Here is a 15,736-nt window from a genome sequence, read left to right as displayed (position 1 = left end):
CGAGCCACGGGGCGCAGGGTGTTGAGGGCGTCATCACCCCCAGGTGTGGGGGTGTGGGGCGCGCCCCGGCGCACGGCGGCGCGGGTGGGCTCCTCGTGGCTGGCGCCTCGTCAGCCGACGGCGCTCAGCAGCCGTTCGGTGACGTGGACGAGGGTGGAGCCGTCGCCGGACGCGGCGTGGGCCTGGCCGGATCCGGCGAGGAGTATGAGCAGGAGACCGAAGGCGAGGGCGGGCAGGGCGAGCGCCCACCAGGGCAGCCGGGCGTGCGCCCCGGCGGCGCGGGGAGCGGACGGGCGGCCGGGGGCCAGGTGTGTGGGGGCCGACATGGCCGCCTCCGTGGGGTGGTCGGACGGGCTCGCTCTTGCTCTTCGAATCTAAGGATTCGAGCAGGCGGTTCCCATCCGGGACGCACCCCAGATCTCCCTGAGCCTGACCCCCTAGGGGTTGGGGGGTTAACCCCACCCCTTACGGCGAGGCGAGGGTGGCGACGACGGCGATGATCACGGTGACCAGCAGCATCGCGCCCAGCACGAGGCCGAGCTTGCGGTGGCCGTTCTGGGGGTTCGGTTCAAGTACGGGCGACATGCCGATCAGTCTCGCATGCCGCATTCGTCCTCGATCGTGCGGTCCCGGCCCGCCAGCATGCCGAGCACGATCTGCGGGACGAGCAGACCGGCCATCAGGGCGAGGGGCAGGTCCCAGCCGCCGCTGTGCTGGTAGAGGACGCCGACGACGAGCGGTCCGGGGATGGAGATGAGGTACCCGGTGCTCTGGGCGAAGGCGGAGAGCTTGACCACGCCCGCCGGGGACTCGGCGCGCAGTCCGATCAACGTGATGACGAGCGGGAAGGCGCAGTTGGAGACGCCGAGCATCAGGACCCAGGCCCAGGCCCCGGCGGCGGGGGCGAAGTAGAGCCCGAGGTAGCCGACGAGGCCGAAGAGGCCGAGGACCACCGCGATGGGGCCCTGGTTCTTCATCCGGCCCGCCAGGCCGGGGATGATGAAGGCGAGCGGGACGCCCATGACCATGGTGACGGCGAGCAGGACGCCCGCGGTGGAGGCGGAGACCCCGGCGTCGCGGAAGATCTGCGGGAGCCAGCCCATGGTGATGTACGCGCCCGTGGCCTGGAGTCCGAAGTAGCAGGCGAGGGCCCACGCGGTGCGGCTGCGCACGACGCTGGGCCCGGTGTCGGGCGCGGCGGCCGGTGCCGCGCCGGCCGCGGCCGCCGCCTTCTCCTTGCGGGCCGCCGCCGCGATGGCCAGCCAGTGCAGCACGGCCGCCACGGCGAGGAAGGCCCAGACCAGCAGGCCGGTGCGCCAGCTGCCGCCGAGGGCCCGGGTCATCGGGACCGTCGCCGCGGCCGCCAGCGAGGTGCCCGCGGCCAGGGCCATGGAGTAGAGCCCGGTCATGGCGGCGACCCTGTCGGGGAACCAGCGCTTGACGATCACCGGCAGCAACACGTTGGTCAGGGCTATGCCCGCCAGGGTCAGGGCGCTGGCCGCGAGGAACCCGGCGGCGTTGGTGGCGAAGGGCCGGATCAGCAGGCCCGCGGCGACGGCGGCCATGCCGGCGCAGACGACCGCGGCCGGGCCGAAGCGGCGGGAGAGCCGGGGCGCGGTGACGCCGAAGACGGCGAAGCAGAGGGCGGGCACGGAGGTGATGAGTCCGGCGACGGTGCCGCTCATGCCGAGGCCCTCGCGGGTCTCCTCGAACAGGGCGCCGAGGCTGGTGATGGCGGGCCGCAGGTTGAGGGCGGCCAGCACGATGCCGACGAGGAGCACGGGTCCGAGCCACGCCGGCTGCGGGGTGGCGGCGGGGGCGGGAAGGGACTGCGGGGATGCCGTGCGCGCGGCCCGGGGCCGGTTCAGGATCTGGACTTCTTCGTCGGACATTCCAGCATCATAGAATCATGGGATGATTGGTTGTCCACCCCGCAGCCGTATCGTTCCCGTCACCACCATCGCGCCCGCCCCGAGAGGAACCCCGACCGCATGCCGCTGACCTCGCCCCGACGATCCGCGCTCGTCGACCAGGTGATCGCCCAGCTCAGGAACCAGATCACCACCGGCGAATGGCCCGTGGGCGCCCGCATCCCCACGGAACCGGAGCTCGTGGAGCTGATGGGCGTCGCCCGCAACACCGTGCGGGAGGCCGTCCGGGCGCTCGCGCACAACGGCCTCCTCGACATCCGCCAGGGCTCGGGTACCTACGTCATCGCCACCAGCGAGCTGGCCGGGGTCATGCACCGCCGCTTCGCCGGCGCCGACCCCCGGCACATCGCGGAGCTGCGCTCGACGCTGGAGTCCTCGGCGGCCCGCCTCGCGGCGGAGCGGCGGACGGCGCGGGACCTCGTACAGCTGGACGCACTGCTGGCGCGGCGCGAGGAGGCGTGGTCGGCCGGGGACGCGGAGCCGTTCGTCGCGGCGGACGTGGCCCTGCACATGGCGGTGGTGGCGGCTTCGCACAACGACGTGCTCATCGAGCTGTACGCGGACCTCGGCGATCTGGTGGCCGACTGGCTGCGCACCGACGTGGGCACGGAGCTCGATCCCGCCTCACACCTGGACCACGCCCGGCTGATCGAGGCGATCCGGCGCGGGGACAGGGACGCGGCGGCCTCGGAGGCGGCCGGCTATCCGTTCGTCTGCCTGGCGAAGGAAGGGCGCTCCGCGGGGCTCACTGCCGCCGGTGGCTGACCCAGGCGGAGCGGACTTCCTTCCAGCAGCGGCCGGAGAGCTCCACCCGGCCGGCCGGGCCGACGGCCACGGCGGCGCCGTCCCCGTCCACGTCCCACCAGCGGTCGCACTCCACGTGCAGGCGGACCAGATCGGTCTGCGGGTAGCTGTTGTGGCAGAAGGCCACCACCTGCGAGCCGTTGATCTCGGTGTCGCAGTCGGCTCCGAAGAGCTCCCGGGCGGCGGGCCGCGCGGGCTGTACGGGCGGTTCGGCGGGGATCTGGGCCAGGTCGACCACGGCCGGGGCCTGGACGTCCGTGCCGGGCGCCGGGGCGGGCCCCTCCTCGTCCTGCGCGACGGCTCCGGGGAGCAGGAATCCGGTCAGGACCACCGAGGTGATCAGCAGGGATACCGCTCGGCTCCGCCTCGCGCGCACTCCCGTACCTCCTCCCCGCAGGAGCCGGGAAGATCCCGACGGGCCCAGTTTGCAGGCAAATGTCCCAATTTTCGACTTGGGAAGATCCGGCCCGAGGGCGGACATCTGATCGAGTCGCCCCGTACGGTCCCCACGACGCGCACGCAAACGGCGGCGGCCGCGCCTCCCGGAAGGGAAGACGCGGCCGCCGCCGTACGGATGGAACGGAGTCGGGACCGGGAAGGTCAGGCACCCATCGCGTGCAGGCCGCCGTCGACGTGGATGATCTCGCCGGTGGTCTTGGGGAACCAGTCCGACAGCAGGGCGACGACGCCCTTGGCGGCCGGCTCCGGGTCCGTCATGTCCCACTCCATAGGGGAGCGGTGGTTCCAGACGTCCGCCAGGTCGGAGAAGCCCGGGATGGACTTCGCAGCCATCGAACCGAGCGGACCGGCCGAGACCAGGTTGCAGCGGATCTTCTCCTTGCCCAGGTCACGGGCGAGGTAGCGGCTGGTGGCCTCCAGCGCGGCCTTGGCCGGGCCCATCCAGTCGTACTGCGGCCACGCGAACTGCGCGTCGAAGGTGAGGCCGACGACCGAGGCGCCCTCGTTCTCCGGGAAGAGCGGCTTGCAGGCCATGGTCAGCGACTTCAGCGAGAACGCCGAGACGTGCATGGCGGTGGCGACCGACTCGAACGGGGTGTTCAGGAAGTTGCCGCCGAGCGCGTCCTGCGGCGCGAAGCCGATGGAGTGGACGACGCCGTCGAGGCCGCCGAGCTCCGCGCGGACGAGCTCCTCCACGCGCGCCAGGTGCTCGTCGTTGGTGACGTCGAGCTCGATCACCTTGACGGGCTTGGGCAGCTTGCGGGCGATGCGCTCGGTCAGCGTCGGCCGCGGGAAGGCGGTGAGGATGACCTCGGCGCCCTGCTCCTGGGCCAGCTTGGCGACGTGGAAGGCGATGGAGGACTCCATCAGCACCCCGGAGACGAGGAGGCGCTTGCCGTCGAGAATTCCGCTCATGGTGATCAGTGACCCATGCCCAATCCGCCGTCAACGGGAATGACGGCACCAGTGATGTACGCGGCGTTGTCGGACGCCAGGAAGCTGACCGCGGCCGCGATCTCCTCGGGCTGCGCGTAGCGGCCCAGGGGCACCTGGCCGACGATGCCGGCCCGCTGCTCGTCCGTGAGCACCTTCGTCATGTCGGTGTCCACGAAGCCCGGGGCGACGACGTTGAAGGTGATGTTGCGGGAGCCCAGCTCACGGGCGAGGGAGCGGGCGAAGCCGACCAGCGCCGCCTTGGAGGCGGCGTAGTTGGCCTGGCCGGCCGAGCCGAGCAGGCCGACGACCGAGGAGATCAGGACGACGCGGCCTTTCTTGGCACGGAGCATGCCGCGGTTCGCGCGCTTGACGACCCGGAAGGTGCCGGTGAGGTTGGTGTCGACGACCGAGGCGAAATCGTCCTCGGACATCCGCATCAGCAGCGTGTCCTTGGTGATGCCCGCATTGGCCACGAGGACCTCGACCGCGCCGTGGGCGTCCTCGACCTGCTTGTACGCCAGGTCGACCTGGTCGGAGTCGGTGATGTCGCAGCGGACCGCCAGCACACCCAGGGCCGTGAGCTCGGCCGGGGGCTCGCCCGACCGGAACGTGATCGCGACCTTGTCCCCCGCTTCCGCGAAAGCTCGGGCGATGGCGAGGCCGATGCCCCGGTTACCTCCGGTGACGAGAACCGAGCGGCTCAACGGATCACCCTTTCGACTAGCGGTCTGAATACCAAAAACCTATAGGTCAACTCCCCCATCCGGAGAATCCGGCTCCGACAGGGCCTCGGTGCGGGCTCTGTCGAGTCCCTACAGAAAGATGTAGGCACGGCAAGCCCCGACGCGACATGATCGAGTCAGCTGCCCAGACCCCCGGGAGGACCTCCGTGCCCCATTCCATCGACGCGGCCTTCACCGCGCTGCCCTTGCGGGCGCTCGCCGACGCGGCGCTCGCGCGGGCCCGCGCGCTGGGCGCCGATCATGCCGATTTCCGCCTGGAACGGATCCGCAGCGCCTCCTGGCGGCTGCGCGACGCCAAGCCCTCCGGCGGGTCCGACACCACCGACCTCGGCTACGCGGTCCGCGTGGTGCACGGAGGCAGCTGGGGCTTCGCCTCCGGTGTGGACCTGACCATGGACGCCGCCGCCAAGGTGGCCTCGCAGGCCGTGGCCATGGCGAAGCTGTCCGCCCAGATCATCAAGGCGGCCGGATCGGACGAGCGGGTCGAGCTCGCCGACGAGCCGGTCCACGCCGACAAGACCTGGATCTCCGCCTACGACGTGAACCCCTTCGAGGTGCCGGACACGGAGAAGGCCGCGCTGCTCGCCGACTTCAGCGCGCGCCTCCTGGCGGCCGACGGGGTGGCCCACGTGGACGCCTCGCTGCTCGCGGTCCACGAGAACAAGTTCTACGCCGACACCGCGGGCACCTCCACCACCCAGCAGCGGGTGCGGATCCACCCGCAGCTCACCGCCGTCGCCGTGAACGCCGCCACCGGCGAGTTCGACTCGATGCGGACCATCGCCCCGCCGGCCGGACGGGGCTGGGAGTACCTGACCGGCACCGGCTGGGACTGGAACGCCGAGCTGGAGGCGATCCCCGGGCTGCTCGCCGAGAAGATGCGGGCGCCGAGCGTGCAGGCCGGGCGCTACGACCTGGTCGTGGACCCCTCGAACCTGTGGCTCACCATCCACGAGTCCATCGGCCACGCCACCGAGCTGGACCGGGCGCTGGGCTACGAGGCCGCGTACGCCGGGACCTCCTTCGCCACCTTCGACCAGCTGGGCAAGCTGGCGTACGGCTCCCCGATCATGAACGTGACGGGCGACCGGACCGCCGAGCACGGGCTGGCGACCATCGGGTACGACGACGAGGGCGTCGAGGCGCAGAGCTGGGACCTGGTCAAGGACGGCACCCTGGCCGGCTATCAGACGGACCGGCGGATCGCGAAGCTGACCGGCCTCGGCCGCTCCAACGGCTGCGCCTACGCCGACTCCCCCGGGCACGTGCCCGTCCAGCGCATGGCGAACGTCTCGCTCCAGCCGGATCCGGGCGGACTCTCCACCGAGGACCTGATCGGCGGGGTGGAACGCGGGATCTACGTGGTCGGCGACCGCTCCTGGTCCATCGACATGCAGCGCTACAACTTCCAGTTCACCGGGCAGCGCTTCTTCCGCATCGAGAACGGGAAGCTCGCCGGACAGCTCCGCGACGTCGCCTACCAGGCCACGACCACGGAGTTCTGGGGCTCGATGGAGAAGGTCGGCGGTCCGCAGACCTACGTCCTGGGCGGCGCCTTCAACTGCGGCAAGGCCCAGCCGGGCCAGGTCGCCGCGGTCTCGCACGGCTGCCCGTCCGCGCTGTTCCGCGACGTGAACATCCTGAACACCACGCAGGAGGCCGGACGATGACCTCGTCGAGTCGCACCACCAAGCCCCACGAGATCGTCGAGCGGGCGCTGGAGCTGTCCACCGCCGACGGCTGCGTCGTCATCGCCGACGAGGAGTCGAGCGCGAACCTGCGCTGGGCGGGCAACGCCCTGACCACCAACGGGGTCACCCGCGGCCGGACCCTCACGGTCATCGCCACCGTCGACGGCAAGGAGGGCACGGCCTCGGGGGTCGTCTCGCGCTCCGCCGTCACGGCAGCGGAGCTGGAGCCGCTGGTCCGGGCCGCCGAGGCGGCCGCCCGCGGCGCCGGACCGGCGGAGGACGCCCGGCCGCTGGTCACCGGCACCCCGTCCTCGCCGGACTTCGCCGACGCCCCGGCCGAGACCTCCTCGGCGGTGTTCGCGGACTTCGCCCCGGCCCTCGGCGAGGCCTTCGCCCGGGCCCGCGCGGGCGGCCGCGAGCTGTACGGCTTCGCCCACCACGAGCTGGTGTCCACGTACGTGGGCACCTCTACGGGGCTGCGCCTGCGCCACGACCAGCCCAAGGGCACCCTGGAGGTCAACGCCAAGTCCCCGGACCGCCAGCGCTCGGCCTGGGCCGGCCGCGCGACCCGGGACTTCAAGGACGTGGACCCGACCGCGCTGGACGCGGAGCTGGCCGTCCGGCTCGGCTGGGCGGAGCGGAAGATCGACCTTCCGGCCGGGCGGTACGAGACGCTGCTGCCCCCCACGGCGGTGGCCGACCTGGTGATCTACCAGATGTGGTCGGCGGCGGCCCGGGACGCGGTGGAGGGCCGGACCGTCTTCTCCAAGCCCGGCGGCGGCACCCGGCTCGGCGAGCGGCTCTCCACGCTGCCGCTGAACCTGCGCAGCGACCCGAACGCGCCGGGCCTGGAGTCCGCGCCGTTCGTGATCGCGCACAGCTCCGGCGACGACGCCTCCGTCTTCGACAACGGCCTGCCGGTCCCGGCAACCGAGTGGATCAAGGACGGCGAGCTGGCCCGGCTGACCACGACCCGGCACACCGCCGAGCTGACCGGCCTGCCGGTCTCCCCCTCGTTCGGGAACCTGATCCTGGACGCGGGCGGCGAGAAGTCCCTGGAGGAGATGGTGGCCGCCACCGAGCGCGGGCTGCTGCTGACCTGCCTCTGGTACATCCGCGAGGTGGACCCGGCGACGCTGCTGCTCACCGGGCTGACCCGCGACGGCGTCTACCTGGTGGAGGACGGCCAGGTCGTCGGCGAGGTCAACAACTTCCGGTTCAACGAGTCCCCCGTGGACCTGCTGTCGCGGGCCTCGGAGGCCGGCCGGACGGAGAAGACCCTGCCGCGCGAATGGGGCGACTGGTTCACCAGGGCCTCGATGCCGGCGCTGCGCATCCCGGACTTCAACATGAGCTCGGTCAGCCAGGGCGTCTGATCGGACCGCATCTGATCAACAAAGCGTGAGAGGTGCGGGGCTTCCCCGCCTAGACTGGCGGGGAACCCCCCAGCTCTCTGTTCCACCTCGTTCAAGGAGACCCAGAACCGTGACGGACATCGTCGACGAACTGAAGTGGCGCGGGCTCTTCGCCCAGTCCACCGACGAAGAAGCGCTGCGCAAGGCGTTCGCGGACGGTCCCGTCACGTTCTATTGCGGCTTCGACCCGACGGCGGCCTCGCTGCACGTGGGTCACCTGGTGCAGGTCCTCACCGTGCGCCGGCTCCAGCAGGCGGGCAACCGTCCGCTGGCGCTGGTCGGCGGGGCCACGGGTCAGATCGGCGACCCGCGCCCGACCGCCGAGCGCACCCTGAACGACCCGGAGACCATCGCGAACTGGGTGGCGCGCCTGCGCTCCCAGATCGAGCCGTTCCTGTCCTTCGAGGGCGAGAACGCGGCGGTCATGGTCAACAACCTGGACTGGACGGCGGGCATGTCCGCCATCGAGTTCCTCCGGGACATCGGCAAGCACTTCCGTGTCAACAAGATGCTGACGAAGGACTCGGTCGCCAAGCGGCTGGAGTCCGACCAGGGCATCAGCTACACGGAGTTCAGCTACCAGCTGCTCCAGGGCATGGACTTCCTGGAGCTGTACCGCCGGCACGGCTGCGTGCTCCAGCAGGGCGGGTCCGACCAGTGGGGCAACCTGACGGCCGGTCTCGACCTGATCCACCGGGTGGAGCCGGACGCGCACGTCCACGCCATCGCGACCCCGCTGATGGTCAAGGCCGACGGCACCAAGTTCGGCAAGTCCGAGAGCGGCGCCGTCTGGCTCGACCCGGAGATGACCACCCCGTACGCGTTCTACCAGTTCTGGCTGAACGTGGACGACCGGGACGTCTCCACCTACATGCGCATCCTGTCCTTCCAGACCCGTGAGGAGCTGGAAGCGCTGGAGGCGCAGACCGCCGAGCGGCCGCAGGCGCGTGCCGCCCAGCGGGCGCTGGCGGAGGAACTGACCACGCTGGTGCACGGCGCCGGCCAGTGCGCCGCCGTGATCGCGGCGTCCAAGGCGCTGTTCGGCCAGGGCGAGCTGGCGGACCTGGACGAGGCCACCCTGGCCGCGGCCCTGTCCGAGCTGCCGCACGCGAAGGTGGCCGAGCCGGGCCTGGTCGTCGACCTGCTGGCGGAGACCGGGCTGGTCGCCAGCAAGTCGGCCGCGCGCCGGACCGTGAAGGAGGGCGGTGCCTACGTGAACAACGTGAAGGTCGCCTCGGAGGACGCGGTCCCCGCCAAGGAGGACCTGCTGCACGGGCGCTGGCTGGTGCTGCGCCGCGGCAAGAAGAACCTGGCGGCGGTCGAGGTCACCGGCTAGGCGCCATCTCGGCAGCACACGACGCAGGGGCCGGTCCGGACACACTGTCCGGGCCGGCCCCTGTGTCGTGCTCGGCCGTGGATGGGCCGGAGCCCTCAGGTCGTCTGCTTCTTGCCGCCGCGCAAGGAGCCGTAGATCAGGTCACCGAGACCGACCACCACAACGGCTCCGGCAAGCTGCAGCAAGTGCCGGATCCAGTCGATGCCGCGTGTTTCGTTGACACCGATCCACGTGGCGACGGCGTTGCCCAGGACGGCGCCGATGATGCCGAAGACCGTGGTCAGCCAAAGGGGCTGGTGCTGCTTGCCCGGCAGGATCGCCCGGGCTATCAGTCCCAGTACAAAGCCGACGATGATCGCCCACAACCAACCCATGTCGAGCCTCCTCCTGGCGCGTTGTGCGCATGTGGGCCCAGTCTCGACCCGTCCGGCCTACTGCGCATTTCGGGCGGAGCCATTCGGGGGACACCCCCTCCGCCCGGCTCCGGGCGGTCGGCGTACCGTGGAGGCGTCCGGGCCGGGGAGTGTCCGGCGATCGATCGGGTGGTGGGTTGTGGAGCGGACGAAGCGGAACGGGTCCGAGGTCTTCCGGATCACGGGGGCGCGGATGAGCCTCGCCGAGGACGTACGGGGACGCCAGCGCCGGTACGTGATCTCGATGCTGATCAGAACCCTGTCGGTCGTCGCGACGATCGTCCTGTGGAACGTGCAGCGGCCCGTCGCCATCGTGACGCTCGTCGCGGGGGCGCTGCTGCCGTACATCGCGGTGGTCATCGCCAACGCGGGGCGCGAATCGACGCCGTCCCTGCCGTCCCACTTCATGCCGGAGCCCGTGCGCCCCGCCCTGGGTGACGGAAACCTCAAGAAAACCTCAGATCAATCATGAAGTTCCAGTGCACCGCACCGGGTCCTGCGTGACATACTGCCTACGCGCTCCGCATCCCCCGTCGGAGCGACGGACCGACGCCGGGCAGCTCCCCCCGTGGCTGCTCGGCGTCGCCATTCCGTCTTAGGGTTGAGCCGTGACTCCCCTAGACGCACCTCTGAACGACGCTTCCGGCGACGACGCGGCCCGCGACGACGCCCCGTCCGCCGACGCACCCACCTGTTCCGCCAAGGGCTGCCGCGAGGCGGCCGCCTGGGTCCTGGCGTGGAACAACCCGAAGCTGCACACGCCCGAGCGCCGCAAGACCTGGCTGGCGTGCGAGGAGCACCGCGAGCACCTGTCCCAGTTCCTGGGGGTCCGCGGTTTCCTCAAGGACGTCGTGAAGCTCGACGAGTGGGAAGCGCCCGAGGGCTCGCAGCGGCCGTAGCCACTGCGAGCCCTCGGGGTCGCTCTGTACCGTCGCCGACGGCGGAGGTCAGCCGCCGATCGCCGACATCGGGCGGTCGGGCTGCAGGAAGGTCGGGTCGTCGAGGCCGGACCCGGCCTTCTTGCCCCACATCGCCACCTTCCACAGGCGCGCGATCTCCTCGTCCGGGGCGCCCGAGCGCAGCGCGGCGCGCAGGTCGGACTCCTCGGTGGCGAAGAGGCACGTACGGATCTGGCCGTCGGCCGTGAGGCGCGTACGGTCGCAGGCGCCGCAGAACGGGCGGGTGACCGAGGCGATGACGCCGACGGTGGCCGTGCCGCCGTCGACGACCCAGCGCTCGGCCGGGGCGGAGCCGCGCTCCTCGGAGCCTTCCTCGGTGAGCGTGAAGCGGGTGCGCAGGGATTCCAGGATGTCACCGGCGGTGATCATGCCGTCGCGCTTCCAGCCGTGCTGGGCGTCGAGCGGCATCTGCTCGATGAAGCGGAGCTCGTACTCGTTCTCCACGGCCCAGGCCAGCAGGTCGGGGGCCTCGTCGTCGTTGAGTCCGGGCATCAGGACCGCGTTGACCTTGACGGGGGTGAGGCCGGCGTCGCGGGCGGCGGCCATGCCCTCGATGACGTCCTTGTGGCGGTCGCGCCGGGTCAGGGTCTTGAAGACCTCGGGGCGCAGCGTGTCCAGGGAAACGTTCACCCGGTTCAGGCCGGCGGCCTTGAGGGCCTGCGCGGTGCGCTTGAGGCCGATGCCGTTGGTGGTCAGCGACATCTTGGGGCGGGGCTCCAGGGCCGCGCACTGCTCGACGATCCCGACGAGGCCGGGGCGCAGCAGCGGCTCGCCGCCCGTGAAGCGGACTTCCTTGATGCCGAGCTGGGTGACCGCGATGCGGATCAGCCGGACGATCTCGTCGTCACTGAGCAGATCCGATTTGCCGAGCCACTGCAGACCCTCCTCGGGCATGCAGTACGTACAGCGCAGATTGCACCGGTCGGTGAGCGAGACACGCAGGTCAGTGGCCACGCGGCCGTAAGTGTCGAGAAGCACTGTGAGCCCCCTCCCCTGTCCGGTTTGTAGAGGTTTGCGCCGTAGCGGATGAGAGTACGAGCGCTACCGATGAGCCTACGCGAACCCCGTGACATGTAGGGGTGCCCGAATGAACGAGACGGGGCGTGGCCGTGTCGTAGGGAAATACGACACGGCCACGCTGGGTGTTCGGAGCAATCCGGTGAGGCGCAGGCCGTCAGTGCGCGCCGGTGCCGGTGAGCGACCGGACTTCGAGCTCGGCGAACTTCTGCGGGTCGGCCTTCTCCTTGGAGAGGACGGTTCCCAGCCACCCGAGCAGGAAGCCGAGCGGGATGGAGATGATGCCGGGGTTCTCCAGGGGGAACCAGTAGAAGTCGGCGCCCTTGAACATCGAGGTGGGCTTGCCCGAGACGACCGGGGAGAAGAGCACCAGGACGACCGAGGAGACCAGGCCGCCGTAGATGGACCACAGGGCGCCCTGGGTGGTGAAGCGCTTCCAGAAGAGGCTGTAGAGGATCGTCGGCAGGTTGGCGGAGGCGGCGACCGCGAAGGCGAGGGCGACGAGACCGGCCACGTTGAGGTCGCGGGCCAGGGCGCCGAGACCGATGGCCACGGCTCCGATGACCACGGTGGACCAGCGGGCCGCCCGTACCTCTTCCTTCTCGGTGGCCTTGCCCTTGCGGATCACGTTCACGTAGATGTCGTGGGCGAAGGACGAGGAGGAGGCCAGGGTCAGGCCCGCGACGACCGCGAGGATCGTGGCGAAGGCCACCGCCGAGATCACGGCGAGCAGGACGGCGCCGCCGGTGGAGCCCGGACCGCCGCCGATCTCCTGGGCGAGCAGCGGGGCCGCGGTGGTGCCGGCCTTGTTGGAGGCGATGATGTCGGCCCGCTCGAGCAGGGCCGCGGCGCCGAAGCCGAGGACGATCGTCATCAGGTAGAAGGCGCCGATGATGCCGATGGCCCAGTTGACGGACTTACGGGCGGCCTTGGCCGTGGGGACCGTGTAGAAGCGGATCAGGATGTGCGGCAGGCCGGCGGTGCCCAGGACCAGGGCGAGGCCCAGCGAGAGGAAGTCCAGCTTCGAGAGCGAGTCCTTGCCGTACTTCAGGCCGGGCTCCAGGAACTTCACGCCCTGCCCGCTGTTGTCGGCGGCCTTGCCCAGCAGGTCCGAGATGTTGAAGTTGAACTTCCACAGCACCAGGAAGGTGATCAGCAGCGTGCCCGCGATCAGCAGCACGGCCTTGATCATCTGCACCCAGGTGGTGCCCTTCATCCCGCCGATGGTGACGTAGAGGATCATCAGGATGCCGACCAGCGAGACGATCACGACCTTGCCGAAGTCGCTGGTGATGCCGAGGAGCAGCGAGACGAGCACGCCGGCGCCGGCCATCTGGGCGAGCAGGTAGAAGATCGAGACCACGATGGTGGAGGTGCCGGCGGCGGTCCGTACGGGGCGCTGGCGCATCCGGTACGCGAGCACGTCGCCCATCGTGTAGCGGCCGGAGTTGCGCAGCGGCTCGGCGACGAGGAGCAGCGCGACCAGCCAGGCGACGAGGAAGCCGATGGAGTAGAGGAAGCCGTCGTAGCCGAAGAGCGCGATGGCTCCGGCGATGCCGAGGAAGGACGCGGCGGACATGTAGTCGCCGGAGATGGCCAGGCCGTTCTGGAATCCGGTGAACTGGCGGCCGCCCGCATAGAAGTCGGCGGCGTCCTTGGTCTGGCGTCCGGCCCAGACCGTGATGGCCAGGGTGGCGACGACGAACAGCCCGAACAGGGTGATGATCAGCGGGCGGTGCTCGGAGGCGCCGGCGGCGGTGGTCGTACCCGCCGTGGCCGCCCCGGCGACCGCCACGTACAGCGGGGCGCTCATTCGCCCGCCTCCATCCTTGCCTTGATGGCCGAGGCCTTGGGGTCGAGCTGGGCGGCCGCGTGGCGCGAGTACAGCCAGGCGATGAGGAAGGTCGTCGCGAACTGGCCGAGGCCGAGGACGAGGGCCACGTTGATGTTGCCGAAGAGCTTCGTCCCCATGAAGCCGCCCGCGTAGTTGGAGAGCAGGACGTAGAGCAGGTACCAGGCGATGAACGCCACGGTGAGCGGGAAGGCGAAGGAGCGGTGGGCGCGGCGCAGTTCGGCGAACTCCTCGCTCTGCTGGACGCGTACGAACTCTTGGGGCCCGGGGGTCGCCGGGGCCGGCGGCGTTCCCGCACTGCCCGGGGGCGGCGCTGCTTCGGTGGTCACGGGGGACTCTCCTTGTGACGCGGGTGCGGTGGGGGTGACGGACAAAACAACCTCCGTGTGGGGGACGGTGGTGCCGATCCCCCTGTCAACGGCACGTCCGGCGCGTCGGGGTGGTTCAACACCTGTTTGTTTCTTCGGGAACTGATTCCTCGAACTAATGGCGCAGAGGGGAACGGAAACGCTAAGTTCGCCTGTCATGAACCCGTCCGTCGCGACCGCGCCCGGACGGCTTTTCAAAGATGATCTGGAGAACCCATGGCTCATCTGGGATCCGGCCGCCGGCGTGCCCTCGCCATACCGGTCGGCCTGGCGCTCACCGCCTCGCTCGCCTTCCTGCCCTCGGTCGCGGCCTCAGCCGCACCGCTGAGCGGCACGGCGGACGCGGCTACGACCTCTTCGGCCGAGATGACCGGCCCGAAGCTGTCGTACGTGGCGAACCTGAGGACCTATGCCACGGTGACGGCGGCGAAGAAGGCCATCGAGCGGGCCGGCGGAACGGTGGTGACGGCCTATGAGCAGATCGGGGTCGTCGTCGCGCACTCCCAGAACCCCGACTTCGCCAAGCAGCTGCGCGCCAACCGCGGCCTGTTCGACTCGGTCGGCGCCACCCGTACCGCCCCCCTCTCGCCGGTGCAGACCACCGAAGAGGGCGCGACGCAGCAGCTGAGCGCGGCGGACGCCGCCAAGGCCGCAGCGGCGGCCCAGGAGGGTCAGGAGCCGCTGGAGTCCAACCAGTGGGACCTGCGGACGATCAAGGCCGATCAGGCTCACAAGATCAACGATGGCAGCCAGAACGTCACTGTGGGCGTCATCGACACGGGTGTCGACGACACTCACCCCGACATCGCGCCGAACTTCTCCAAGGAGCAGTCGGCCAACTGTGTCGGCGGCGTCGCGGACACCAGTGAGGGCGCCTGGCGTCCGTACGCGGACGGCAGCGACCACGGCACGCACGTGGCGGGCACCATCGCGGCCCCGCGCAACGGCCTCGGCATCAGCGGTGTCGCGCCGGGCGTCAAGGTCGCGGGCATCAAGGTGAGCGAGCCCGGCACCAGCCTCTTCTACACCGAGGCGGTCGTCTGCGGCTTCATGTTCGCCGCCGAGAAGGGGATCGAGGTGACCAACAACAGCTACTACGTCGACCCCTGGCTCTACAACTGCAAGGCGGACGACGACCAGAAGGCGCTGGTGGAGGCCATCGGCCGGGCCACCAAGTACGCCGAGCGCAAGGGCACGCTGCACGTGGCCTCGGCCGGCAACTCGAACCACGACCTGGCCGGCGACTCGATCCTCGACGACACCAGCCCGAACGACACCACCCCGGTGCCGCGCACCATCGACCCGAGCGTCTGCTTCGACCTGCCCACCCAGCTCCCGGGCGTGGTCACCGTGTCGGCGACCGGTGACAAGGGCCTGCGCTCGTACTACTCCAGCTACGGCCTCGGAGTCGTGGACGTCGCCGCCCCCGGCGGCGACAAGTGGCAGGTCCCGGCCACCCCGGACGCCAACGGCCGCGTGCTGTCGACGGTCCTGGGCGGCGGCTACGGCTACAAGCAGGGCACCTCGATGGCCGCCCCGCACGTCGCCGGTGTCGCGGCGCTCCTCAAGAGCGCCCACCCGTACGCCTCGCCCGCGATGATCCAGGCGATGCTCAAGGGCCAGGCCACCAAGACGGACTGCCCGTCGCAGATATACGACAGGACGGGCGCGCTGATCGACGCCACCACCTGCGAGAGCGGCTGGGGCCAGACGGGCTACTACGGCTACGGCGTGGTCGACGCGCTGAAGGCCGTCAAGTAACCAGCTGAATCCGCTGAATCGCGGAAGGGCCGGGCGGGGAACATCCCGCCC

General features: G+C 70.6%; 17 protein-coding genes. 7 read left to right on the top strand and 10 right to left on the bottom strand.

The window, feature by feature from the left end:
- Positions 1-110 precede the first annotated feature (110 nt).
- From MTF69_RS26775 to MTF69_RS26770, 3 genes are all read right to left on the bottom strand, one after another.
- Positions 111-326: a hypothetical protein gene (locus MTF69_RS26775; RefSeq protein ID WP_243338555.1), complete on the bottom strand. Its 216-nt coding sequence runs from the start codon at positions 324-326 to the stop codon at positions 111-113.
- Between the two features lie 139 nt (positions 327-465).
- A complete protein-coding gene (locus MTF69_RS43030; protein ID WP_279346263.1) occupies positions 466-585 on the bottom strand; it encodes an SGM_5486 family transporter-associated protein in 120 nt (39 codons plus the stop codon).
- Between the two features lie 5 nt (positions 586-590).
- On the bottom strand, positions 591-1,892 hold the full coding sequence (locus tag MTF69_RS26770) for an MFS transporter (protein ID WP_243338552.1): 1,302 nt from the start codon (positions 1,890-1,892) through the stop codon (positions 591-593).
- A gap of 99 nt (positions 1,893-1,991) precedes the next feature.
- Between MTF69_RS26770 and MTF69_RS26765 the strand changes: the two genes are divergently transcribed.
- On the top strand, positions 1,992-2,696 hold the full coding sequence (locus MTF69_RS26765; protein ID WP_243338551.1) for a FadR/GntR family transcriptional regulator: 705 nt from the start codon (positions 1,992-1,994) through the stop codon (positions 2,694-2,696).
- On the opposite strand, the gene MTF69_RS26760 is transcribed toward MTF69_RS26765, so the two are convergent.
- From MTF69_RS26760 to fabG, 3 genes are all read right to left on the bottom strand, one after another.
- Complete coding sequence (locus MTF69_RS26760; protein WP_243338550.1) at positions 2,677-3,111, bottom strand: hypothetical protein; 435 nt, start codon at positions 3,109-3,111, stop codon at positions 2,677-2,679. The genes MTF69_RS26765 and MTF69_RS26760 overlap by 20 nt on opposite strands.
- A 224-nt stretch (positions 3,112-3,335) precedes the next feature.
- On the bottom strand, positions 3,336-4,109 hold the full coding sequence (gene fabI / locus MTF69_RS26755; protein ID WP_243338549.1) for an enoyl-ACP reductase FabI: 774 nt from the start codon (positions 4,107-4,109) through the stop codon (positions 3,336-3,338).
- A 5-nt stretch (positions 4,110-4,114) separates the two neighbouring features.
- Positions 4,115-4,834, bottom strand: a complete 720-nt coding sequence (fabG, locus tag MTF69_RS26750; RefSeq protein ID WP_243338548.1) for a 3-oxoacyl-[acyl-carrier-protein] reductase — start codon at positions 4,832-4,834, stop codon at positions 4,115-4,117.
- Positions 4,835-5,019: 185 nt separating this feature from the next.
- Here fabG and MTF69_RS26745 point away from each other — a divergent pair, with 185 nt between their 5' ends.
- From MTF69_RS26745 to tyrS, 3 genes are all read left to right on the top strand, one after another.
- Positions 5,020-6,543 carry a TldD/PmbA family protein gene (locus MTF69_RS26745; protein ID WP_243338547.1) on the top strand — a complete coding sequence of 508 codons (1,524 nt, stop codon included), beginning with the start codon at positions 5,020-5,022 and terminating at the stop codon, positions 6,541-6,543.
- On the top strand, positions 6,540-7,940 hold the full coding sequence (locus tag MTF69_RS26740; protein WP_243338544.1) for a metallopeptidase TldD-related protein: 1,401 nt from the start codon (positions 6,540-6,542) through the stop codon (positions 7,938-7,940). The genes MTF69_RS26745 and MTF69_RS26740 overlap by 4 nt, the downstream gene beginning before the upstream one ends.
- 109 nt (positions 7,941-8,049) lie before the next feature.
- Positions 8,050-9,315, top strand: a complete 1,266-nt coding sequence (gene tyrS / locus MTF69_RS26735) for a tyrosine--tRNA ligase (protein ID WP_243338541.1) — start codon at positions 8,050-8,052, stop codon at positions 9,313-9,315.
- A gap of 95 nt (positions 9,316-9,410) precedes the next feature.
- Here the strand turns inward: tyrS and MTF69_RS26730 are convergent, their stop codons facing one another.
- Complete coding sequence (locus MTF69_RS26730; RefSeq protein WP_243338538.1) at positions 9,411-9,689, bottom strand: GlsB/YeaQ/YmgE family stress response membrane protein; 279 nt, start codon at positions 9,687-9,689, stop codon at positions 9,411-9,413.
- Positions 9,690-9,867: 178 nt separating this feature from the next.
- Between MTF69_RS26730 and MTF69_RS26725 the strand changes: the two genes are divergently transcribed.
- A complete protein-coding gene (locus MTF69_RS26725; protein ID WP_243338536.1) occupies positions 9,868-10,200 on the top strand; it encodes a DUF3099 domain-containing protein in 333 nt (110 codons plus the stop codon).
- Between the two features lie 157 nt (positions 10,201-10,357).
- Positions 10,358-10,627 carry a hypothetical protein gene (locus MTF69_RS26720; protein WP_374323917.1) on the top strand — a complete coding sequence of 90 codons (270 nt, stop codon included), beginning with the start codon at positions 10,358-10,360 and terminating at the stop codon, positions 10,625-10,627.
- A gap of 48 nt (positions 10,628-10,675) precedes the next feature.
- Here the strand turns inward: MTF69_RS26720 and moaA are convergent, their stop codons facing one another.
- From moaA to MTF69_RS26705, 3 genes are all read right to left on the bottom strand, one after another.
- Positions 10,676-11,665 carry a GTP 3',8-cyclase MoaA gene (moaA, locus tag MTF69_RS26715; protein ID WP_243338534.1) on the bottom strand — a complete coding sequence of 330 codons (990 nt, stop codon included), beginning with the start codon at positions 11,663-11,665 and terminating at the stop codon, positions 10,676-10,678.
- A gap of 196 nt (positions 11,666-11,861) precedes the next feature.
- A complete protein-coding gene (locus MTF69_RS26710) occupies positions 11,862-13,517 on the bottom strand; it encodes a cation acetate symporter (protein ID WP_243338531.1) in 1,656 nt (551 codons plus the stop codon).
- Complete coding sequence (locus tag MTF69_RS26705) at positions 13,514-13,885, bottom strand: DUF485 domain-containing protein (RefSeq protein ID WP_243338529.1); 372 nt, start codon at positions 13,883-13,885, stop codon at positions 13,514-13,516. The genes MTF69_RS26710 and MTF69_RS26705 overlap by 4 nt, the downstream gene beginning before the upstream one ends.
- A gap of 255 nt (positions 13,886-14,140) precedes the next feature.
- On the opposite strand from MTF69_RS26705, the gene MTF69_RS26700 reads away from it, so the two are divergent.
- Positions 14,141-15,685: a S8 family serine peptidase gene (locus MTF69_RS26700; protein ID WP_243338527.1), complete on the top strand. Its 1,545-nt coding sequence runs from the start codon at positions 14,141-14,143 to the stop codon at positions 15,683-15,685.
- Positions 15,686-15,736 lie beyond the last annotated feature (51 nt).

The organism is Streptomyces sp. AP-93, assembly GCF_022808175.1.
GTDB lineage: Bacteria > Actinomycetota > Actinomycetes > Streptomycetales > Streptomycetaceae > Streptomyces.
This window is presented reverse-complemented; position numbering and strand designations above follow the sequence as displayed.